Genomic DNA, 20,964 nt, shown 5'->3' with positions numbered 1-20,964 from the left:
AACACGACAAGACCGGCGTCTACTATCTTCGCAGGCGTGTGCCGGCGGATCTGGTGAAGCAGGTCGGCAAGGCGGTCGTAAAAATCTCGCTGGGCACCAAGGAGCCGGCCGAGGCGCGGGCCCGCCACTTCGCCGAGAACGCTGCGTTGGAGGAGCGCTGGGCGAACTTGAGGAAGGGCCAACAGGCCCTCTCAAACCGTCAGGTCCAGGCCCTGGCGGGTGAGATTTACAACAGGAAAGTCGCCGAGCACGCCGACAACCCCGGTACGCCTGAGGAATGGCGCCGTCGGACATCGGCGGACCAGAGCCTGCAGGGTCTTCGCAAACGCACTGCCGGCAAGCCATCGGCCTTGAGGTTGGCAACCGGGTGGTCAGAAGCGGAGGCGGTCGTCCGTTCCCGTCACGGGGCCGAGGTCGACAAGTTCATCGCCAACAAGGGCCTGATCGTCACGGAGGCGGATCGCCGCCGCATCATCCTCGCCGCCGCCGAAGCAACCGGCCTCGCGAATGAGAGTTTGCTCCGGAATGCCGAGGGCGACTACACGCCGGACCGGAAGGCGGAGCGCTTCCCGGAACCGTTCTCCGCGGCTGGGCCGCTCAAACTCGACGTTCTATCGGCCGAATACCGCCGGTCGCTTGAGCCGAGTGAGGCGACCATCAAGAGATGGTACCCGATCCTGACGAAGTTCATGGCTTTCGCCGGGACGGAGGACATCCGCCGCGTCACGACGGCCGACGTCATCCGATGGCGGGAGAAGATGCTCGACGAGACGATGGGCCTGAGCCCGCTTACCGTCAGGGACGTCTACCTCGCGGCGCCGAAGGCCCTCTTCGGGTTCGCGGTCTCGCAGTCGAAAATCGGAAGTAACCCGGCCGCGGGCGTGGTCGTACGGGTCAAGAAGAAGAAAAAGCTCCGCGAGCTGGGATTCTCGGCCGAGGAGGCCGACCTGATCCTATCCGCATCTCTTGCGCCGCAAAACAGCCTCGCTTCCCGCGAGCTGAAGGACGCTCGCCGCTGGGTCCCATGGCTGTGCGCCTATTCCGGCGCCCGTGTGAACGAGATCACGCAGCTTCGTGTGCAGGACGTGAGGCGAAGCGAGGGCGTCTGGATCATCAACATCACTCCCGAGGCCGGCAACACCAAGACCGGTGCTCGCGAGGTGCCGCTCCACGACCATCTCATTGAGCAGGGTTTCCTCGACTTTGTGCGGTCCAAGAAGGCCGGTCCGCTGTTTTATAGCGTCGAGCGCCAGCGCGGTGCGTCAGCCGGCAACCCGAGCGACGTGAAGGCCGGCGGCAAGCTCGCCGAATGGGTTCGGGCCGTTGGCGTTGATGACGAGAACGTCCAGCCGAACCACGGGTGGCGGCGCCGGTTCAAGACGATCGGGAGAGCCGTAGGAATGGACTCGGCAAAGCTTGATGCCATCCAAGACCATGCTCCGGCGACGGAGGGTGACAAGTACGGAGGATTTCTTTCGAACGCCTTGAAGCCGGAGATCGATAAGATCCCACGCTACAAGTCGTGGCAAGTGCCGCCATCGACCGTCGAAAGAAGAACGGGATCACGAAGCCAGCGGAATGCCCGAACGCCGAGACAAAGGTTGAGTGATCCGCTCGCAGACCATCACGACTGGAACAAGGTCAGGATGGCTTGGGGCGCGGCGTTGGCGATGTTGAGCGCCTGTGCGGCGAGATCCCGTTGAGCCTGCAGCGCCTTCAGCCTGGTCGCCTCCGTCTCGATGTCCGCATCGACCAGCGCGCCGATGGTACGCTCGTTGGTCTTGACGAGCGCGTCGAGGAACATCCTCTGTCCCTCGACGAGGAGCTTGCCGGCGCCGAGCCGCGCACCGGTGTCGGTCGCGCGGGCGATGACCGTCTCGACGTCCCGGATCACCGCTTGGAGCGTGGCGGCGCCCGATGCGCCGCTCAGGCCGGACACGTCGAGCGTGGCGACCGCGTAGCCGGAGGCGCCGGGAGTGTCGAGCAGCCCGCGCGTCGATGCCGTCTGAATGCCGTCGCGGCCGGACGCGCTCCTCGGCATCCCGTACTGTACATACTCGCTTCCCACCGCGGATTGCCCCGGGGTGAAGCCGAAGGCCGCAACGTCGGGGCCGCTCACGGTGACGACGGCCGATGGCCCCTCTGCCCTGCCGGTCGCGACGAAGACGTGCCCGCCCGCCCCACCGCCGATGTTCATCCAGAAGTCGGCGTCCACCCGGCGCCGTTCGTGCACGAACATGGCCGACATCTCGTCGAACGTGACCGAGGTCCGGTCGGCCGGCGGCGGTCGGCTGCTCGCGCCGAAGGTGTAGGTAACCGATGCGGTGCCGTCGCCGAGCGTGATGGACTTCGTGTTCGAACCCGAAAGATCGACGTTTCGATAGAGATCCGGCGCGAAGGCCAGGGGGCTGAACGATTGCCTTCTGTCGACAGAGACGATGGCGAGGTCGGCTGTTGTGTAGCCCGGGGACGGCACGAGGTGATGCAGGATGAGTGACGCGGAGGCACCCGTCGCCATCGTGGCGAAGCTCAGGCGCCCGTCCGCCATCAGGGACGCGGTAACGTGACCGGACAGCGTCGGCGAAAGGGCAATCTCGGCATTGATGGCCTTCGTCAGCTCGGCCGGGGTAACTGCGGACATGTCGCGGACCCGGGAGGCGAGGTTCACCGCATTCAACCTGATGACGTCCGAGCCGCTTCCCGTCGATAGGCGGAAGCCGACTTCCGTGGTGGTCGTGAAGTCGGCGCGTCCTCTGCCACCGAAGGCGCTCGTCATCGCCATGGGGATGTCGCCGGACAGCGAGGCTGGCGTCGGTGCGGCGCGGATGACCGTCGGGCTAGCATCGTAGAGCTTCAGCACCTCGACCTCGACCGGAAAGGTCGAGAAGGTCACCGCGCCCGAGGGGCCGCGGGAAAGCCCCGCGACGATGTCCTCTCGCGGGCGATAGGTGGCGGACGCGGAATCGACCGAGAGCCAGTTCCGGCCGGCCGACACGGAGGTGTCGGCGGTCGCGCGCATCCGGTTCTGGATCGCGGCGACCTCGGTCTGGACCTTGGCCCGGTCGATGCCGGGCGCCAAGGCGGTCTGGAGCGTCGCGCGCAGCGACCGGAGATCGGAGAGCACGCTGTCGAGGCCGGCATAGGCCACGTCGAACGCCGCGGCACCCAAACCGAGCGTGTCGCCCAACGCACGCAGCGAGGCATTGTCGGTTCGGATCGCCGTCGCGATCGACCAGTAGGCTGCACCGTCCGAGGCGGCCGCAATCCTCTGGCCGGTCGCCAGGCGGTTGCCCGTCGTGGCGAGTTGCGCCGTGATGCCCTTGAGCGTGCCGAGAGCGGTCATGGCAGCGATGTTCGTCGAGAGGCTCGTCACGGGACTGCTCTTGTTGACTCAGTCAGCAGGCGTTTTGGCTCATGCAGCAGGCGGTCGAGGCGGCCGAAATCACTCGGTGGCCCGACCGCCGCGATGATCGCGGCCGACGGCCTCGTTATGGCTCGTTTCGGACAGCCATCCTCGGCATCCGCAGTCCATCGCTTGACGTCATGTAGCGGGGCTTGGCTGCTCCTGCGCGATGACGCGTCCCGAGCCGGCGCCAGGGGATGATGTACCCCGGTCGGTCAGGGCCTCGAAAACCTTCCGCGAGGGCGGGTTCCATCGCGCCAGATGCGCGAGGCAAAGCAGGCAGACCGGAATCATCACGAAGCCGATCAGGAGAAAGCACAAGAGCAGCGATACGATGAGAGCGCCGTAAACCTGTGCCTTGGCCTCGTACATGGGAGTGAACCGGCTGTGCGCGTCCTCTCGATCAGTCTTCAAGCCGTAAAGCAGCGGCACGTGATTCCCTTTGGGACCGACGAAATGAAGGTCCACGAACTCCCCTTCCGTCTCCCGGAAGAGGGCGTTGATCTCATTGTGCATCGTCACCCTGCCCAGGAAGTTTCGCTTCCCGTCAGGGGTAACGACCTTGACGCCGCTATAGGTCACGAAGTGCGTGCCCATCTCGATGACGCCCAGGTCGATGACCTGGGCCCTGAAGTTCCACCGTGCCATGATGCCTTCCTGCGGATCGGGTTGGGGAGATCAGAAGTCGCCGTATTCCTGGAAGGTCAGGACGGTGTGCGCGCCGCGCGCAGTCGTCCCGGTGACGGCACAGGAGTTCGCATCGCGACGGGGGGCATTGCCCTTCAGAGTGATGGTCGAGCCCTTCGAATGACCTGAAACGGCGTAGGGAGCCGGCTCGCATCCCGCCTTGAACACGTAGGCGGTGCTGGTCACCGCCCCGCTCGCGGCGAAGGTTCCGCGGAACAGGACCGTGCCCTTGCTCACTGCCGCACGGATCGAGGCCTTCGGCACGTCGTAGCGGATCACGCCGGCGCGTTCGTCGATCAACACCTCGCTGCCGTTGTGGAAGTAGGTGGCACCCTCGAAGCCCTCGGGACGCGGGGCGAAGCTCCGCTTGCCGGACGCCGGCGTCGCCTTGGCCGCCGTTTTCGGACCCGCCGTCACCGCCCCCGTCGCGAGGTCGAGCGTGTAACGCTGCTTGCCGGTGAGGCAGCAGCGGGCATCCCCCGGCATCAAGGCGTCCATCGTGAAGGTCGCCCGGCCGCTTTCGAAGGACAGGCCGTCCGGTCCTTCACCGTAGACGCCCGTGACGGTGCGAACGAGGGTCCAATCCTGTCCGGCGCGCCGGAACTGTGCGACCGCCAGGGAAACGGCATTGCCGATGGACGGCGAGTAGTGGGCGAACACCAGCGCGTCCGTCCCGCCGGCATCGTAGAACGTCCGGAAGGCGAGCGCCCGTCCGAGATCGCAGGGGGCATCGGCCCCGTTCGTATCGGAGCAGATCGGTCCGGAGCCCGCGGTGAACCAGCGCTCGACAGCGGCCTTCGCCGGTCCGGACGGTACGATCCCCTTCTCCAACCGCGCCGGGTTCGCCGACGCCAGGACGGTACCCGCAGCGAGCAGGCATGCGGTGAGAGCCACGCGAAGCATGTCGTTCCCCGCGCCGGTCAGTTGATGGACATCGCCAGGGAGCCGTCGGCCGCTTTGAAGAAGCGGGCGCGATCCCGCGTCTCGCCCTTGCCGTTGTTCATGGTCGCCTCGAACTGACAGACGTGTCCGGAGGCGCCGCCTGTAGCCGGCTCGCAACCGAGTTTCCGGAAGGCCGTGATGGTGGGCACTTGAGGCACGCCGCCGCGCGACGGTCCCACCAGGAACGCCAACGCGGCCGCCTGCTGCTGGTACACGCTCGACGTGAAGCGGGAGACGGCCTGAAGCATCTCGGCTTCCGACGGCTCGCCGGAGCAAGCGGCCAGGGTCAGGCCGAGCGCGGCCATGGGAAGAAGGGCGAGCTTCGAGATCACGGAAGAAGGCTCCGATGAGAGGCGGGGGCGTGGAAGCGCGCGGACATGTGTCCGCAATGGAGGCGCCGCAGGTGTTGCAGGGCGGTCGGGAACGGCGGCGCGCGAGGATGGTGCGAGGCAGAAGCGCGACCCCAGTCGCCGTATCGAGGGTGCGGCGCGGCGACCGGGATCTCGCCGGGAGACGGCTCAGCGCAGGAGCTGGAGGATGCCCTGGTTGGCCTGGTTGGCGAGCGACAGCGCCGATACCCCGAGCGACTGCCGCGTCGACAGCGCCTGCGAGTTCGCCGCCTCTTCGTTCATGTCGGCGTTGACGAGGTTGGCGGAACCGGTGTCGAGGATGTTGCCGACCTGCTTGGTGAAGTCCTGGCGCACCTGCACGTTCGACAGGTTCGAGCCGAAACCCGACTGCAGGTTCTTCAGGCTGGCCAGCGCGGTCTTCAGCGTGTCCTGCATCGCCGACAGGCCTTTGTCGGTCTGGATGTTGAACTCGCCGGTGGCCGCCGTGCCATTCACCGCCTTGTCGACACCGAGGCTGTCGGCGGTGAGCTTGCGCCCGGCGATGGTCAGCTTCGATTGGTCCGAGCCGGTCTTCTCGTTGAAGATCACGCTCAGCGCGTCGCCGCCGAGCAGGTTGGTACCGTTGAAGCCGGAATCCTTGGCGACCTGGTCGATCTGCGTGCGCAGGTCGTTGAATTGCGAGGCCAGCGCCGTGCGGGCCGCCGACGTCCTGTCGTTGGTCAGGCCGGTCGTGTAGGCGCCCGCCGTCAGCCCGAGTGCGGCGTTGCCCGTGCCGAGCTGCGCATCCGCCAGCGCGGTGGTGGCGTTCGTGCCGCCGCCCACGCCGACCTTGAGCTTGTCGGAGTTGCCGGTCACGGTGAGCTTGCCGGCGTCGTCGACCGCGGCCGTCGCAAGGCCCGAGGCGTTGATGGCATCGACGAGGTCGCCCACCGTCGAGGTCGGGGTCAGGGCGCGGGTGAAGGTGTTCTCGCCGTCCGTCAGGGTGACGGAGAGGGCGGCTCCGGAGATGCCGAGCGCCCCGGCCGCCGTGTCGCTCGGGGGCGCGGCGGTCCCTCCGAGTGCCATGTTCATTACCGTCGTACGCAGGCTGGTGCCGGCGGACTTCGCCTGGGCGGCGGTGGCGAGGGCCGAGCCGGTCACGGTCGGCCGATTGGCGGCGGCATCGGACTGGGCCTGCGCGATGGTCGATTGCAGCGACTTCACGAGGTCGGCGATCTTCGAGGCGCCGGTGTTGGCGGCCTGGATGGTCTGGATGCCGTTGGAGATGCCGTCGAGCAGGCCCGACAGAGCGGAGGAGCGGTCGGAGAGGCTTTGGGCGGTGAAGTAGTTCACCGGGTTGTCGAGGGCGGAGTTGACCTTCCTGCCGGTGGCGAGCCGGCCCTGGTTCGTGGCGGCCAAGCCGGCGGTGTCCTGCAGAGACAACAGGTTCTGGCGCGTGGCAGCGGACAAGGTGATCGAAGAGGACATGCGAGGCTCCGATTTGGGCCGACCTCCGCCCGTTCTGGCGGCCCGCACATCCTCAAAGACCGACCTTTCCTCAAATATAAATTCCAACAGTTGCTGGCGGTTACTTAGGTACTATTTATACAGATCAGGGTACTTTTCGTCCAGTAGCGCTTTTTGCGGAGCTTTCCACAGACGACTGCGGGCTTTTTGCTCCAGCGGGGCTGGACACCGCCATCGACCCGGATAAACACAACGACAGATTGCCCAAGTGATCCTCTTCCGACTTCCGGCGTTCGTATGCGTCCCGATATTCAGCCAGGCGACATTCAAGACGAGCGCGCGCGAAAACGGGCTTGGATCGATGCGATTTCGCCGATCTTTCATGCGACCGTCGATGAGGCCGTGACGGTTCCGCCCCATGTCCTGATGAAGAACCACAACTTGCAGCGATGCCTCTTCGGCGTCCTGCGCGCCCCGCGCCAGAGGATCGAGCGGACGCCCAGCCAGATCTCGGTCCAGGCCGTCGATCACCTGCTCATCCGGATCTACCTCGACGGCACCGCCCGCGTGGATGCGGGCGGCGGCGACCGCGCCGTCAAGCCGGGAGACTTCACCATCTTCGATCTGTCCCAGGTCATGCGCTCGGACACGGGCGAGATCGCGAGCATCAACCTCCTGATGCCGCGCCGCTCCCTGGACCGCAGGCTCGGCGACCTGTCGCCGCTTCATGGCCGGGTGTTCCGGCAGGATCTGACCCCGCTCACGCAGTTGATGGGGGATCACCTCCGCAGCCTCGCGACCTGCGTCGAGGCGGCCGATGCATGGCAGCGGGACAGCTTGTCCATCGCGACCGTCGCCCTCTGCAACGCCATGCTGACGCCGGAAGGGGGCGACACGCCCTACACGCCGGACACGATGCTCGGCATCGCGATCCGGCAGTTCATTGATGGTGACCTGACCGCCTACGATCTCGACGCGGACAAGCTGACGGCGCGGTTCGGGATCTCCCGCACCAATCTCTATGCCCTGTTCGAGCCGGACGGAGGCGTGGCCTCCTACATCCGGAACCGCCGCCTCGCCCGTGCCATGCGCATCCTCGCCGGCATCGAGCGCGGCCCGCGGCAGCGCATCGCCTCCGTCGGCTACGCCTGCGGGTTCGAGACCGAGAAGAGTTTCAGCCGGGCCTTCAAGCGCCGCTACGGCGTCAACCCGAGCGAGGTCGATGCCTCCTTCGGGATGCAGGCGCATTTCGAGCAGGGCGCCACGCTGATGTCCTGGATGAAGGACCTGTAGGGATGCGGGTCTCCGGCCTTGAGGTCATCTCCCATTCGGCGGCCGGAGCTCCGGCCGGGCCGTCCATCATCCTGGTCCACGGGGCCTGGCACGCGGCGTGGTGCTGGGACGAGGGCTTTGCCGCCCGGCTCGCAGCATACGGGCGCGACGTGCATGCCGTCAGCCTGCGGGGGCACGGCAACAGCGAGGGCCGTCGCGGTCTGTGGCGGGCGCGGATCCGGGATCATGTCGCCGACCTGCGGCGGGTCATCGATGCGGTCGGTGGCCCGGTCCTCCTGGTCGGTCATTCGAGGGGCGCCTACGTAGTCCAGAAGCACCTGGAAACGGCTGCCGCCGCCGGTGCAGTGCTTCTCGCGCCGATGCCGCATTTCGGCGTCGCTCCCTGCATGGGCCGGCTCCTGCGGCGCGTACCAGGGGCGGTCGCGCGCATCCATGCCAGCTTCGGCGCACGCCCCATCGCCGCGACCCCGGCCATGGCGCGCGCACTCTTCTTCTCGGCGCGGATGCCCGAGGAAGCGGTTCGCCGCCATCAGGCCCGTCTCCAGGGCGAAGCCTTCCTCGCCTATCTCGACCTGCTGGGCCTCGATCTCTGCCGGCCCAGGTGGGGAGCGTCGCCGATGCTCGTGCTCGGAGCCGGCGCGGACGCCCTCTTCACGCGCCGAGAGATGGAAGAGGTCGCGGCGGCGCATGGGGCTGGCCTGGAGTTCGTCCCGGGCATGGCACACGACATGATGCTGGAGCCCGGCTGGGAGACCGTCGCCGACCGCATCGCCGCCTGGGCGCAGACCATCGGTGCCCGCCGCGAAGAGCCTCGCAGCGGCGACATTGCCCGATGGGCAAACGAGCCGGTCGGCGGCGTAGAGCAAGCCGAGGCGCTGTCGTGATGGACACGATGCCTGTCGCGCTGGCCGGCCGGATCCTGCTGCCTTGCGGCGCGGAGCGGGATTGCCTCTGCCGACTGTCTCGGGCCGACGAAGTGTACGTTGTGATCGGGGATGCCAGCGCGGCCGTCGGCTCGCGCGTCATCTGCCACGTCGACGGGCTGGGGGTCATCGAGGCGAGCGTCACCACCGTCTCCAGGGGCAGCCTTCGGCTGTCGGTCGAGGGTTCACCGGCGCACATGGCCCGCCTAGCGACGCGTCTAGCGTGGCATCGCGCGCGACTGGACGGGCGTGAGGACCAGCGCGGTGCCATGCGGGTGATACCGCTCGACCCATCCGTCGAGGTGACGCTCTCGGACGGTATGGCCGTGGAGGCGCGGATTGCCGACTTGTCCGCAACCGGGGCGGCGCTGGAAATGGTCCTCATGCCTCCCGTAGATGCTGTTCTGACCGTGGGACGGCGCCGCGCCCGCGTCGTTAGGCAGACGGACGCCGGCATCGCCGTCCGGTTCGTGCTGCCGCTGCGTCCCCAGGACGTGAGTGCCGACATTCGCCTCTGACCCGCGACCGCACCGAACCGTTCACACGAACCTCGCCGACGTTCCCGCATGATTTACCAGCAGACATTCGGCGAGATCCCAGATCTCAAACTCCGCCGCGAGGCCTGGATCGAATCGGCCGCCCCACTCTATCGCACCGACATCGATCGTGACGTGCCAGTGGGAGACGACGTCTTCATCCGGAACTTCAACCTCGGGACCTGCATCCTTGGTAAAAGCATCGCTCCGGAGATGTACATGGAACGGTCGCTGGAGCAGATCTCGCGGCAGTCGCTGGATCATATCTCCTTTAGGCTATTCCTTAGCGGAACCTCCGACCTGCACGTGGATGGACGTTCCTCCGTGTTGCGGGCGGGAGACCTGCAGATGCTCGACCTATCGCAATGGATGCGGTCGACGTCGCACGGGTCTAAGCCCGTCATCCACCTGATCGTGCCACGCCGGCTGTTCGAGAAGCGCCTCGGCGACGTGTCCGCATTTCACGGCAGCACGATCCGTCCCGACGCCAGCCCGCTGACCCGGCTGATGACCGACCATATGCGCAGCCTCGCCGCCTGCATCGACGCCGCCGACGAAGGGCAGCGGACCGCACTCACGGCGGCCACGGTTTCGATGGTGAATGCCGTCCTGACCAAGCCCGGAGACGGCCCCTACGAGCGGGACACGGTGCTAGGTGTCGCCATGCGCCGCTTCATCGAGGACGACCTGCGGAGCTTCGATCTGGGGATCGAGAAGCTCTGCGCCCGATTTGCGATCTCGCGCACGCGGCTCTACGCGCTGTTCGAGGCCGATGGAGGCGTGGCCTCCTACATCCGCGACCGGCGGCTCGCCCGCGCGATGCGCATCCTCGCCGGCCTTGAGGCGGGCGACCGCCGGCGCATCTCCAGCGTCGGCTATGCCTGCGGCTTCGAGACCGAGACGATGTTCTCCCGGGCGTTCAAGCGGAAGTACGGCGTGAACCCCAGCGAGGTCGACGCCGGCTACCGCCCGCAGGCGCATCTCGAATACGGGGCGACCCTGATGTCGTGGATCAACGCCCTCTGACCGACCCGATGGCGGCACGAGTGGATACGGCTCACAGGACTGATCTCGCGTGAGGCATCAGTGGCGTGCGGACGGTGGCAGGTCTATCCCTGCGCTTGAAGCCGGGCGGACACGATCACGTCACCCCGGCGGCGTTCCGCCCATCCCCAGCCCGCCGTTCGCCACCAATCTCCGATGTAGGACCGGGTGCGTTCAATCGCCGGGCCGATGTCCGGCCGGACGTCGCATTTGAGAGCCGGTGCGCGAGACAGATGCCGGAATTTAGCGCTCGCCTAACAGACGCTTCGCGACCATCGTGCCGTCAGGTCGAATTAATTCTAGACTATCTCCAGGCTGCATCTCGGGCACGCGGAGCTGCTCCGCAAAATCGCGTGCCTCTGAGTCGCTGGTGGCAGGGATAAATACCCTGCGAATTGTTGCTGTTTTCTCCCGACCTGCTTCAACGTCTCTTTTTATCATAAGTTTGTAGAACAAGCGCAGAAATCTCCGAATGATCATGCAATGATTTATCACCGTTTTGTGTGAGTCAACCCGTGCAATGCTTGGCCTTTACCAGCTGCGCGGCGATCAGATTGATTCTTTCTGATTGTTTTAGCGATATGACTCCGTCTGAGCTCTTTCGCTTATAGACGCGACGTCGGCATCACACGCTCCACGCGAAACGCCCGCATGACCCCGCAGGATCCCTTTCAATCCCCGCCGCTCTACGGGCGGAAATTCGTCGATGAGGCGTGCCAACTCGCCACCAAGCACGAGATGGATCCTGGCGCTGAACCGCGCGCGGGGATCGACGATTACGTCGCCCCCATCGAGGCGCACGCGGCGGCCGTCTCTACCGAGAAGGAGCGGCTGATGCCCTACGTCCGCGGCCAGCTGCGCATGATCCAAGGTCCCTCTGAGGCGGACACCCGCCCGCCGGCGGATGCGCGGCAGGAACGGTATGCTGGAATCCTCTGCGGGCTCATCGACCGACTCGACCGTAATGGACAACGGCTTCGCCAGCCCCATCGTCGCCGCCGTGGCCGAGCCGGCGTTACCCGCGGCGCTCGCCAACCGCGCGGGCCTGTTATCGGCGCGCCAGCAAGGCAGACGCCAACCTGATAGCCTGCCAAGCTGATCGTGCGGCGTTCAAGGCTTGGTGTGCCGGGCACGGCAACAGGCCCTGGCCAGCAAGCCTCGAAACGGTGGCGAGGATCCTAGCGGTAGAGGCCGAAGCCGCCGCCTGACGAGCCGGACCGTCGGCAACGTCGTTAAGCGCTACGTCGCAGCGGACCTCAATCCTACGGCCTTCGGCCCACACTCCCTGCGCGCCAGCTACATCACCTCAGCCGCTAGCGCGGCGCGGACCTAGCCTGCATCATGGAGCAGTCGGGCCATCACAACCCGAGGACTGTGGCGGGGTACATCCGGCGCGCGAACGCCTTCTAGGATCATTCGCGGGCGGGGTTACTATGAAGCTGTACGAATACTATCCGACGGTGCGGTTCTTCGAGAAACAGATGGTCCGCTTCACCCAACCGAGTGCTCTGAACGATCCGGACGAGTCCCTTCCGAATTTGTTGTTCGGACGGTTCACGGAGGAGGACTACGCTGTAGCCCGGGAGAAGGCGACCCGGAAATTGGAAGCGATGTTCATGACTCCGTTTCCGTCGAGGCGGTTCGACGAGGTGAGCTTTCCAGGATTGTGGCCGGTTAAGGAGCTACGACTGAGGCCGGAGCCCTTCGCTACGACCGCGGAATTCGACCGCGGCGTCGGCGAACGCGCCGTCGAACTCGTAGGCGAGCTGGCCGACAGTCCGTCGGCATCTTCAGCCTCAGCCGGGTTCTGAATGAGCCGATGCGGGCCTACAACTCCGACAGCCACGCCGGACTCGTCGTAGGATTCAACGAGAACCACCCGCTCTTCGCCGGCTCTTGCTTCGAGGTTGAATATTCCGACACGCCGTTCAAGGTCTCGGCCAACGACGGGTGGGTTTGGATCCTCGGAGCGACGATCAGGGACAAGGACATTCTAGAATCTAAGCTCAAGGCCGTTCCCTTCAAGCTTTTCCTTCGGAAACGGCCGGACTGGCAACACGAGCAGGAGGTGAGGCTGATCGCCCTCCCTCAAGAAGGCAATTAACGCCACTGTGCTTCCGAGTAGACACCCCAATGCACGTCTTGGCCGCGCATGCCGCCACAGCGAGGCGTAGGCCAATTTCGATGCCGGGCCGGTCGGACGGCTTCCCGTCATCGCCAGATGAAAAGCAGGAACAAAGATCCTCATCCCAGTGTTTCGCCGCAACGAGACCATACACCTCGGCGAAATCGGTCGCTTATCGACCATCAATCCATGAAGGTGCGATAAAATAACTTAAGTTACGAAATTTGATTTTTGATTATATTTGCACGTTTTCTGTAAGCACAGGAGTCGTCGCGCAAATATGAAGAAACTGGCTCTGATCACCGGTGGAGCGGGCTTTATAGGCCGGCATCTTGCGATTGCGCTGCTGGCGCGGGGTTACCGAGTCCGCGTGCTCGATAGCCTGATCGAGCAGGTGCATGGCGGCACCGGCCAGCCCCTCTCTTTCGATCCGGCCGTGGAGTTCGTCGAGGGCGATGTCCGTGATGCCGAGGCGGTGGCGCGGGCGATCGCGGGTGCGACCCATGTCGTCCACCTGGCGGCGGAGGTCGGCGTCGGGCAGAGCATGTACGCGGTCGAACGCTACGTCTCGGTCAATGATTGTGGGACCGCGACCCTGTTTCAGGCGCTGATCGAGGCGCCGGTCCAGCGCGTCGTCGTCGCCTCCTCCATGAGCATCTACGGCGAGGGCCTTTACCGGACGGAAGCCGATGCCACCGTCGAGGACGCCGTGCGCCCGCCGCGCCGCCCCGGCGAACCGTGGGATCCGCCCGATCAGCAGGGCCGCCCGATGCGCCCTGTGCCGACCCCGGAATCGAAGCGCCCTGCACTCGCCTCGGTCTATGCGCTGACGAAGTACATGCAGGAACGCCTGACGCTCACGCTCGCACCCGCCTACGGCATGGAGGGCGTGGCGCTCCGCCTTTGGAACGTCTACGGGCCGGGCCAAGCGCTCTCGAACCCATATACCGGCGTGCTGGCGATCTTCGCGGCGCGCCTCCTCCACGGACAGCCGCCGATGATCTTCGAGGACGGCGAGCAGCGGCGCGATTTCGTACATGTCGAGGATGTGGCCCAGGCCTTTGTGCTGGCGCTGGAGCACCCGGCCGCCGCCGGGCAGGTCTACAATGTCGGCTCCGGCGAGGACCGCACCGTCAACGAGGTGGCGCGTCTGCTCGCCCGCGCCATGGGTCGCGAGGAGATCGCTCCGCAGGTTACGGGGCAGGCGCGGGCTGGCGACATCCGGCACTGCATCGCCGACATCGGCAAGATAACCCGCGAACTCGGCTACGCGCCAAAGCGCGACTTCGCCGAAGGATTAGCCGAACTCGCGGCATGGGTTGCCGAGCAGCAGGCGGTTGACCGCGTGGCCGAGGCAAGGCGCGAACTCGAAGCCCGAGGTCTCGTCGCGTGAGCGGGCCGGCCACGACCGCCACGCGCCCGGTCCTCGTCACGGGTGGTGCCGGCTTCGTCGGCGCCAACCTCGCCGACCAGCTCGCCGGCGAGGGGCAGACCGTCCTGGTCTACGATGCTCTGACGCGTCCCGGCGTCGAGGCGAACCTGGCTTGGCTCACCGAGCGCCACGGCGCGCGGATCGTGCCGGTGATCGCCGACATCCGCGACGGCGCCGAGCTCGCCCTCGCCGTGCGGGAGGCCGGCGCGGTGTTCCACTTCGCCGCCCAAGTGGCTGTGACGACGAGCATGTCCGCGCCTTGGGAGGACATGGAGGTCAATCTCGGCGGTACGTTGACCTTGCTGGAGGCCCTGCGCGCCCGCCGGGGTGCGGTCCCATTGCTTTTCGCCTCGACCAACAAGGTCTATGGCGGCTTGCCCGACGTGGAGCTGGCGGTCGAGGGCGACGCCTACCGACCGACCGATTCAAACTTGCGCGCCCATGGTGTCGGCGAGGATCGCCCGCTCGATTTTCACACCCCCTACGGCTGCTCGAAGGGCGCGGCGGATGCCTACGTGCTCGACTACGCCCGCAGCTACGGCTTGCCGACCGTCGTGATGCGCATGAGCTGCATCTACGGCCCCCGCCAAATGGGCAACGAGGACCAGGGCTGGGTCGCCCATTTCCTGATCCGGGCACTGACGAACCGAACCGTGACCCTCTACGGCGACGGGCGGCAGGTGCGCGACATCCTTCATGTCCGCGACGCGGTCGCGGCCTACCGAGCGGCGCTCGCGCGGATCGACCGGGTGGCCGGGCGAGCGTTCAACCTCGGCGGCGGCCCGGACAACGCGGTGAGCCTGCGCGGACTGATCGCCTATCTCGGCACGCTGCTCGACCGCGAGGTCGGGATCGAGACCGGCGCATGGCGGCCCGGCGACCAGCGCTACTACGTCTCCGATACGCGCCGCGCCGCATCGATGCTCGGGCTTGAACCCCCGCTACCCTGGCGCGAGGGCGTGGCCGACCTCGCAGCGTGGCTCACGCAATGGCTCGCCGCGGAGGCCGCGACGAGCCGGGCCGCCCGTCAACCGGAGGCGGTGCTATGAGGGTCGCCTTCGTCAATCCGCCCTGGGACTACCGCAACAGCATCTATTTCGGCTGCCGCGAGCCCCATCTGCCGCTCGAACTCGGCTACGCCGCCGCTTTGCTGGAGGCGGGCGGCCACGAGACGCTGCTCGTCGATTGCCATCTCGAAGGCCTGTGTGCCGCAGAGGGCGCCGAGCGGATCGCGGCCTTCGCGCCCGCGATGACCGTGATCACGACGGCGCCGACCTACCTGTTCTGGCGCTGCGCCCCGCCGGAGATGCGGGTGCCGCGCGCCTTCCTCGACGCGCTTCAAGGCCGCGGTGGGCGCACCGTCGCGGTCGGCCCGCATGGCTCATCCACGCCACGCCCGACGCTGGAAAAACTCGGTTGCCACGTGGTCGTGCGGGGCGAGTGCGAGGAGGTCGTGGCCCGTCTCGCCGAGACGAACGATCTGCGCAGCCTGCCCGCCCTGGCGTATCGCGATGCAGAGGGCCGTGTGGTCGTGACAGGGCCGCCCCATGCCGGGCGCTTCACCGACTTGCCGGCGCTTGCCTGGCCCGATGCCTGGATTGCCCGCCACCATCACCATCACCACCGCTTCGACACCGCGCCCGACGGGCCCGGCGCCGAGATCGAGGCCTCGCGCGGCTGCCCCTACACTTGCAGCTTCTGCGCGAAGATCGATTTTCGCGATGCCTATCGTCGCCGCGACCTGCCGATCGTCCTCGAGGAGATCGACGGGCTGATCTCCCAAGGCGTCACCTACCTCTACTTCGTCGACGAGATCTTTCTGCCGCAGAAGCCGCTTCTGGAAGCCCTGGTCGGACGCCGGGTGAAGTTCGGGGTACAGACCCGGATCGATCTGTGGAAGCCCGATATGCTCGACCTGCTCGGGGCGGCGGGCTGCGTCTCGATCGAGGCGGGCATTGAGAGTCTGACCGAGGAGGGACGCGCCGCACTCGACAAGCGCTGCCGCGCCTCGACCGACGACCTCGCTGAGCGCCTGATCCACGCCCGCCGCACCGTGCCATTCGTCCAGGCGAACCTGATCGCGGTGGCCGGCGACGATCCCGACCTCGTCGCCGCCTGGCGCGACCGGCTGCGCGGCGCGGGAGTCTGGGCGAACGATCCGGTGCCGCTCTACCCCTATCCCAGCTCACCCGACTACCGGCGGCTGTGGGGTGAGCCGGACGATGCGGCCTGGGAGCGGGCGCACGCCCATTATCTCAGTCAGTTCACCCGCTTCAGCGACATCCAGGAGGAGCGCCCGCTCCCGCTGCCCGAGTTGGAAGCGACCTGCGGATGCCGCTGACTGCCGCCCGTCCCCACATTCTGATGAGCGCCGACGCGCTGGGCGGCGTTTGGCAATACACCCTCGACCTTGCTGCCGGTCTCACCCGCCGGGGCGCCTCCGTCAGCGTCGCCTTGATGGGACCGGCGCCTGCGCCCGAGCGGATCGCGCGAGCGCAAGAGATCAGCGGCGTCCGCATTCTCACGACGAACCTGCCCCTCGATTGGACCGCCGAGAGTGCCGCCGAAGTTCGAGATGCATCGGACGCGCTCGCCCAACTCGCGGAGGAGACCGGCGCCGACCTCGTCCACCTGCATAGCCCGGCTCTGGCCCTCGCCGACTTCACCGCGCCGGTCGTGGCGGTCTGCCATTCCTGCGTTGCGACCTGGTGGGCCACTGTGGGGTCGGGCCCGCTGCCCGCTGATCTGGCGTGGCGGCGCGACCTCAATGCGCAGGGCTGCCGCAAAGCCGACCGGCTGATCGCCCCGACCCACGCCTTCGCCCGGACGACGCAGGCAGCCTACGGACTGGCGCAGGCGCCCCTCGTCGTGCGCAACGGCCGGGATGTCCCCGTCTCGTCCGAGGCGGAACCCGCGTCCCACGTCTTCACCGCCGGGCGCCTGTGGGACCTGGCCAAGAACGCCGCCGCGCTCGATCGGCTGGCCGCGCGCCTATCGGTGCCGGTTCGCGCCGCCGGCCCCATGGCTGGGCCGACCGGCCAACGGGTGACGCTTACCACCCTCGACTGCCTCGGCCGCCTCGACGACGAGGAGATCGCGCGGGAGCTGAGCCTCCGGCCGGTCTTCGTGAGTCTTGCCCGCTACGAGCCGTTCGGCCTCGCGGTGCTGGAGGCAGCGGGCGCCGGTTGCGCCCTGGTGCTCTCCGACATCGAGAGTTTTCGCGAGTTGTGGGACGGCGCGGCGCTGTTCGTCCCATCCGACGACGACGCGGCGGCGGCCCGCGCCGTCCAAGACCTCTTTGCCGACCCGGCCAGCCGCGCGGCGCTCGGCCGGGCCGCCCGCACCCGCGCCGCCGCCTATGGCACCGAGGCCATGGTTGCGGGCGTGGCCCGCATCGTCTGCGGCCTGCACCCGGCGCTCGACGAGGCGGCGGCATGAGGATCGTCTACTTCACCCACTCCCTCGCCTCGTGCTGGAATCACGGCAACGCCCACTTCCTGCGCGGCGTGCTGCGCGAGTTGGCCGACCTCGGCCATGCAATCGAGGCCTACGAGCCAGAGGGCGCCTGGAGCCGGGAGAACCTGCTTCGCGACCACGGCCCGGCTGGACTCGAGGCCTCGCTCGCGCCCTATCCTGAGCTGTCGCCGAAGACCTACGCCACGATCGAGGCGGCCGTGGAATACGTCGAGGGAGCCGACCTCGTCGTCGTCCACGAATGGAACGAGCCGGCTCTGGTCGCTGCGCTCGGCCGGGCCCGGAAGGGCGGCCGCGTCGACACGCTTCTGTTCCACGATACGCATCACCGTGCGGTGAGCGCGCCTGACGCGATGCGCCGCTTCGACCTCTCGGGCTACGACGGAATCCTCGCCTTCGGCGAGACGCTGGCCGAGGTCTATCGCAGCTGGGGCTGGGGCGCGCGCGCCTACGTCTGGCACGAGGCCGCCGACACGCGCCTGTTCCGGCCACCCGCAGAGACGGAGGTAACGCGGGCCGGTCTCGTCTGGATCGGCAACTGGGGCGACGGCGAGCGCACGCAGGAACTTGAGACGTTCCTGTTTCGTCCAGCTCAGGCCGCGGGCCTCTCCCTCGACATCCACGGCGTGCGCTACCCCGCCGAGGCGCTCGCCACGCTCGAACGCTACGGCGCCCGCTATCACGGCTGGGCCCCGAACGCCGCCGCGCCCACCCTGTTCGCCCATGCGCTGGCGACGGTTCACGTGCCGCGCCGCTTCTATGTCGAGGCCTTACCGGGCATCCCGACGATCCGGGTGTTCGAGGCCCTCGCCTGCGGCCTGCCGCTGGCCTGCGCTCCTTGGAACGATGCCGAAGGGCTGTTCACGCCGGGCTCGGACTACCTGATCGCCCGCGACGGAGAGCAGATGGAGGCCCACCTGCTGGCGCTGCGCGAGGATGCGAGCCTGCGCCGGTCGCTCGCCGCCCATGGCCTCGCCACGATCCGAGCCCGCCACACCTGCCGGCACCGCGCCGATGAACTCCTCGCGATCCATGAATCCTTGACCACGCCCCTGAACCTGCCTGTCCGGATGGAGGCCGCACCGTGAAAATCGCGTTCTACGGCTCCTCCCTGCTTTCGTCCTACTGGAACGGGGCGGCGACCTATTACCGGGGCATGCTCGCCGACCTCGCAAGGCGCGGCCACCGCATCACTTTCTACGAGCCGGACGCCTTCGACCGGCAGAGCCACCGCGACATCGACCCGCCGGACTGGGCCGAGGTGCAGGTCTATCCCGCGACCATCGAGGCCGCCCGCGCGGTGATCGCGCAAGCCGCGCAGGCCGACGTCGTCGTCAAGGCAAGTGGCGTCGGCGTGTTCGACGACGAGTTGCTTGAAGGCGTCGTCGCCGCCGCGCGTCCGGACGCCATCCGCATCTTCTGGGATGTCGACGCGCCCGCGACGTTGGCCGAGATGCGGGCCAACCCGGACCACGCCCTGCACCGGGCGATGCCCGCTCTCGACTTCGTGCTGACCTATGGCGGCGGCCCGCCGGTGATCGCAGCGTATGAGGGTTTCGGAGCGCGTGCCTGCATCCCGGTCTACAACGCGCTGGATTCCGAGACTCACCATCCGGTCCCGCCTGATCCGCGCTTCTCGGCCGACCTCGCCTTTCTCGGCAACCGGCTGCCGGACCGTGAGGCGCGGGTCGAGCGCTTCTTCCTCGCGGCCGCTGCGCGTCTGCCGGAGCGGAGCTTTCTACTCGGCGGCAGCGGCTGGGAAAGCCGCGGGCTTCCGCTCAACGTCCGCCATCTCGGCCACGTCTCGACGCGCGATCACAACGCCTTCAACGTCACCCCCCGCGCCGTTCTCAACATCGCCCGCGACAGCATGGCGGCGGTCGGCTTCTCGCCCGCCACCCGCGTGTTCGAGGCGGCGGGCGCGGGCGCCTGCCTCATCACCGACGCCTGGGAAGGCCTCGGCCTGTTCCTCAAGGAGGGCGAGGAGGTGCTCGTCGCCCGTGACGGGCGCGACGTCGCCGACCACGTCGCCGCGCTGACGCCGGAGCGCGCCCGCGCCATCGGCGAGGCCGCCCGCCTGCGGATCGCCGCCGAGCACACCTATGCGCGCCGCGGTTCCCAGGTCGACGCGATTCTCCGGGACGAGAGGGAGCGCCGGGCCTGCGGAGCGCTTCGCCGGAGCGTCGCATGACGTGCACGCCGTTGCGCCTGGTTGTGCTGGGTCTGAGCCTGTCCTCGTCATGGGGCAACGGCCACGCCACCACCTACCGCGCCCTGCTCCGGGCCTTCGCGGCCCGCGGCCACGATGTCCTGTTCTTGGAGCGCGACGTGCCCTGGTACGCGGCCCACCGTGACCTCACCGATCCGGGCTTCTGCAGACTGACCCTCTACGCCGACCTCGACGACCTCGAGGACCACCGCGCAGCGATCGAACAGGCGGATGCCGTCGTCGTCGGCTCCTACGTGCCCGATGGGATCGCGGTGGGCCGCCGCGTCCTCGCCTGGGCGGAGGGCACCCGCGCCTTCTACGACATCGACACGCCGGTGACGCTGGCGAGCCTCGCCGCCGGCACCTGCACCTATCTCGAAGCCAATCAGATCGAAGCTTACGACCTCTATCTCTCCTTCACCGGCGGCCCGACCCTGGAGCGGCTGGAGGAGCGCTACGGCTCGCCCGCGGCGCGTGCTCTCTACTGCTCGGTGGATCCGGAGGCCTATCCGCCGTTTGCAGGAGAAAAAGCCTATGACCTGAGCTATCTCGGCACCTACAGCCCCGACCGGCAACCGATCCTGGAGCAATTGCTGCTCGAGCCGGCGCGCCGCGCGCCCGAGCTGCGCTTCGCGGTCTCCGGCCCGCAATACCCGGACGGGATCGACTGGCCGGACAACGTGACCCGCAGCGATCACCTTCCGCCGGAGGCCCATCCGGCCTTCTACGGGCAGAGCCGCTACACTCTGAACGTCACCCGCGCCGACATGACCGCGGCGGGCTACAGCCCGAGCGTGCGCCTGTTCGAGGCCGCCGCCTGCGCCATCCCGATCCTGAGCGACCGCTGGGACGGCCTCGACACGATCCTCGCGCCTGGCCGCGAGATCCTGTGCCCCGAGGGGCCGGACGCCGTGCTGGCGATCCTGCGCGACCGGCCTGAACCCGAGCGCCTCCGGATCGGCGAGGCGGGCCGTGCCGCGATCCTCGCCCGGCATTCCGCCGCCCACCGCGCCGCGGAGTTCGAAACGCACCTGCGCGAAGCAGCGGCCCGACTGGCATTCCTCCGAACGCCTCCTCGAACGGTCACCAACTGAGGACAA

20 protein-coding genes are annotated in these 20,964 nt (G+C 67.5%); 15 read left to right on the top strand and 5 right to left on the bottom strand.

Going from position 1 to position 20,964, the window contains the following annotated elements; genetic code table 11:
• The first annotated feature begins 53 nt into the window (after window positions 1–53).
• On the top strand, window positions 54–1,703 hold the full coding sequence (locus tag MSPGM_RS01235; RefSeq protein ID WP_245265516.1) for a DUF6538 domain-containing protein: 1,650 nt from the start codon (window positions 54–56) through the stop codon (window positions 1,701–1,703).
• Here the strand turns inward: MSPGM_RS01235 and MSPGM_RS01230 are convergent.
• From MSPGM_RS01230 to MSPGM_RS01210, 5 genes are all read right to left on the bottom strand, one after another.
• Window positions 1,625–3,373, bottom strand: coding sequence for a flagellin (locus MSPGM_RS01230; RefSeq protein ID WP_003597243.1), 1,749 nt, complete (start codon window positions 3,371–3,373; stop codon window positions 1,625–1,627). The two genes, MSPGM_RS01235 and MSPGM_RS01230, sit on opposite strands and share 79 nt — an antisense overlap.
• Window positions 3,374–3,541: 168 nt before the next feature.
• Window positions 3,542–4,051, bottom strand: a complete 510-nt coding sequence (locus tag MSPGM_RS01225) for a hypothetical protein (protein WP_003597242.1) — start codon at window positions 4,049–4,051, stop codon at window positions 3,542–3,544.
• A 30-nt stretch (window positions 4,052–4,081) separates the two neighbouring features.
• Entirely contained in the window at window positions 4,082–4,993 is a 912-nt protein-coding gene (locus tag MSPGM_RS01220; protein WP_003597241.1) for a hypothetical protein, read from the bottom strand.
• Window positions 4,994–5,010: 17 nt separating this feature from the next.
• Window positions 5,011–5,337: a hypothetical protein gene (locus tag MSPGM_RS01215; RefSeq protein ID WP_261926129.1), complete on the bottom strand. Its 327-nt coding sequence runs from the start codon at window positions 5,335–5,337 to the stop codon at window positions 5,011–5,013.
• A gap of 213 nt (window positions 5,338–5,550) precedes the next feature.
• Window positions 5,551–6,849, bottom strand: coding sequence for a flagellin (locus tag MSPGM_RS01210; RefSeq protein ID WP_209688023.1), 1,299 nt, complete (start codon window positions 6,847–6,849; stop codon window positions 5,551–5,553).
• Window positions 6,850–7,230: 381 nt separating this feature from the next.
• Between MSPGM_RS01210 and MSPGM_RS01205 the strand changes: the two genes are divergently transcribed.
• From MSPGM_RS01205 to MSPGM_RS01140, 14 genes are all read left to right on the top strand, one after another.
• Window positions 7,231–8,121: a helix-turn-helix domain-containing protein gene (locus MSPGM_RS01205; RefSeq protein WP_244426830.1), complete on the top strand. Its 891-nt coding sequence runs from the start codon at window positions 7,231–7,233 to the stop codon at window positions 8,119–8,121.
• Between the two features lie 2 nt (window positions 8,122–8,123).
• A complete protein-coding gene (locus MSPGM_RS01200) occupies window positions 8,124–9,005 on the top strand; it encodes an alpha/beta hydrolase (protein ID WP_003597237.1) in 882 nt (293 codons plus the stop codon).
• Entirely contained in the window at window positions 9,005–9,562 is a 558-nt protein-coding gene (locus tag MSPGM_RS01195) for a PilZ domain-containing protein (protein WP_261926128.1), read from the top strand. The genes MSPGM_RS01200 and MSPGM_RS01195 overlap by 1 nt, the downstream gene beginning before the upstream one ends.
• A gap of 48 nt (window positions 9,563–9,610) precedes the next feature.
• A complete protein-coding gene (locus MSPGM_RS01190; protein ID WP_003597235.1) occupies window positions 9,611–10,606 on the top strand; it encodes a helix-turn-helix domain-containing protein in 996 nt (331 codons plus the stop codon).
• Window positions 10,607–11,275: 669 nt separating this feature from the next.
• Window positions 11,276–11,707, top strand: a complete 432-nt coding sequence (locus MSPGM_RS01185) for a hypothetical protein (protein ID WP_012752009.1) — start codon at window positions 11,276–11,278, stop codon at window positions 11,705–11,707.
• Window positions 11,708–12,057: 350 nt separating this feature from the next.
• Complete coding sequence (locus MSPGM_RS01180) at window positions 12,058–12,435, top strand: hypothetical protein (protein WP_003597234.1); 378 nt, start codon at window positions 12,058–12,060, stop codon at window positions 12,433–12,435.
• Window positions 12,436–12,443: 8 nt separating this feature from the next.
• Window positions 12,444–12,728: a DUF2971 domain-containing protein gene (locus tag MSPGM_RS01175; protein WP_003597232.1), complete on the top strand. Its 285-nt coding sequence runs from the start codon at window positions 12,444–12,446 to the stop codon at window positions 12,726–12,728.
• Between the two features lie 301 nt (window positions 12,729–13,029).
• On the top strand, window positions 13,030–14,142 hold the full coding sequence (locus MSPGM_RS01170; protein WP_261926127.1) for an SDR family NAD(P)-dependent oxidoreductase: 1,113 nt from the start codon (window positions 13,030–13,032) through the stop codon (window positions 14,140–14,142).
• Entirely contained in the window at window positions 14,139–15,230 is a 1,092-nt protein-coding gene (locus MSPGM_RS01165) for an NAD-dependent epimerase/dehydratase family protein (RefSeq protein ID WP_003597226.1), read from the top strand. Before MSPGM_RS01170 ends, MSPGM_RS01165 begins: the two co-directional genes overlap by 4 nt.
• Window positions 15,227–16,522, top strand: a complete 1,296-nt coding sequence (locus MSPGM_RS01160; protein ID WP_003597223.1) for a TIGR04295 family B12-binding domain-containing radical SAM protein — start codon at window positions 15,227–15,229, stop codon at window positions 16,520–16,522. The genes MSPGM_RS01165 and MSPGM_RS01160 overlap by 4 nt, the downstream gene beginning before the upstream one ends.
• The gene (locus tag MSPGM_RS01155; protein ID WP_012752003.1) at window positions 16,513–17,619 is read left to right on the top strand and encodes a glycosyltransferase family 4 protein; all 1,107 of its coding nucleotides are present in this window, start codon (window positions 16,513–16,515) and stop codon (window positions 17,617–17,619) included. Before MSPGM_RS01160 ends, MSPGM_RS01155 begins: the two co-directional genes overlap by 10 nt.
• Window positions 17,616–18,743, top strand: a complete 1,128-nt coding sequence (locus tag MSPGM_RS01150) for a glycosyltransferase (RefSeq protein WP_003603498.1) — start codon at window positions 17,616–17,618, stop codon at window positions 18,741–18,743. Before MSPGM_RS01155 ends, MSPGM_RS01150 begins: the two co-directional genes overlap by 4 nt.
• Window positions 18,740–19,846 (top strand): glycosyltransferase, encoded by a 1,107-nt coding sequence (locus MSPGM_RS01145; RefSeq protein WP_003603499.1) that lies wholly within the window; start codon window positions 18,740–18,742, stop codon window positions 19,844–19,846. The genes MSPGM_RS01150 and MSPGM_RS01145 overlap by 4 nt, the downstream gene beginning before the upstream one ends.
• On the top strand, window positions 19,843–20,958 hold the full coding sequence (locus MSPGM_RS01140; RefSeq protein ID WP_003603500.1) for a glycosyltransferase: 1,116 nt from the start codon (window positions 19,843–19,845) through the stop codon (window positions 20,956–20,958). The genes MSPGM_RS01145 and MSPGM_RS01140 overlap by 4 nt, the downstream gene beginning before the upstream one ends.
• Window positions 20,959–20,964 lie beyond the last annotated feature (6 nt).

It is taken from the genome of Methylorubrum sp. GM97 (assembly GCF_024347855.1).
Lineage (GTDB): Bacteria > Pseudomonadota > Alphaproteobacteria > Rhizobiales > Beijerinckiaceae > Methylobacterium > Methylobacterium extorquens.
This window is presented reverse-complemented; position numbering and strand designations above follow the sequence as displayed.

Bases quoted from the DNA above. Each gene is read 5' to 3' on its own strand.
- MSPGM_RS01210 (WP_209688023.1), bottom strand. From the start codon at position 6,849: ATGTCCTCTTCGATCACCTTGTCCGCTGCCACGCGCCAGAACCTGTTG.
- MSPGM_RS01195 (WP_261926128.1), top strand. From the start codon at position 9,005: ATGGACACGATGCCTGTCGCGCTGGCCGGCCGGATCCTGCTGCCTTGC.
- MSPGM_RS01190 (WP_003597235.1), top strand. From the start codon at position 9,611: ATGATTTACCAGCAGACATTCGGCGAGATCCCAGATCTCAAACTCCGC.
- MSPGM_RS01170 (WP_261926127.1), top strand. From the start codon at position 13,030: ATGAAGAAACTGGCTCTGATCACCGGTGGAGCGGGCTTTATAGGCCGG.
- MSPGM_RS01150 (WP_003603498.1), top strand. From the start codon at position 17,616: ATGAGGATCGTCTACTTCACCCACTCCCTCGCCTCGTGCTGGAATCAC.
- MSPGM_RS01200 (WP_003597237.1), top strand. From the start codon at position 8,124: ATGCGGGTCTCCGGCCTTGAGGTCATCTCCCATTCGGCGGCCGGAGCT.
- MSPGM_RS01225 (WP_003597242.1), bottom strand. From the start codon at position 4,051: ATGGCACGGTGGAACTTCAGGGCCCAGGTCATCGACCTGGGCGTCATC.
- MSPGM_RS01185 (WP_012752009.1), top strand. From the start codon at position 11,276: ATGACCCCGCAGGATCCCTTTCAATCCCCGCCGCTCTACGGGCGGAAA.
- MSPGM_RS01160 (WP_003597223.1), top strand. From the start codon at position 15,227: ATGAGGGTCGCCTTCGTCAATCCGCCCTGGGACTACCGCAACAGCATC.
- MSPGM_RS01155 (WP_012752003.1), top strand. From the start codon at position 16,513: ATGCCGCTGACTGCCGCCCGTCCCCACATTCTGATGAGCGCCGACGCG.
- MSPGM_RS01140 (WP_003603500.1), top strand. From the start codon at position 19,843: ATGACGTGCACGCCGTTGCGCCTGGTTGTGCTGGGTCTGAGCCTGTCC.
- MSPGM_RS01220 (WP_003597241.1), bottom strand. From the start codon at position 4,993: ATGCTTCGCGTGGCTCTCACCGCATGCCTGCTCGCTGCGGGTACCGTC.
- MSPGM_RS01180 (WP_003597234.1), top strand. From the start codon at position 12,058: ATGAAGCTGTACGAATACTATCCGACGGTGCGGTTCTTCGAGAAACAG.
- MSPGM_RS01175 (WP_003597232.1), top strand. From the start codon at position 12,444: ATGCGGGCCTACAACTCCGACAGCCACGCCGGACTCGTCGTAGGATTC.
- MSPGM_RS01215 (WP_261926129.1), bottom strand. From the start codon at position 5,337: ATGGCCGCGCTCGGCCTGACCCTGGCCGCTTGCTCCGGCGAGCCGTCG.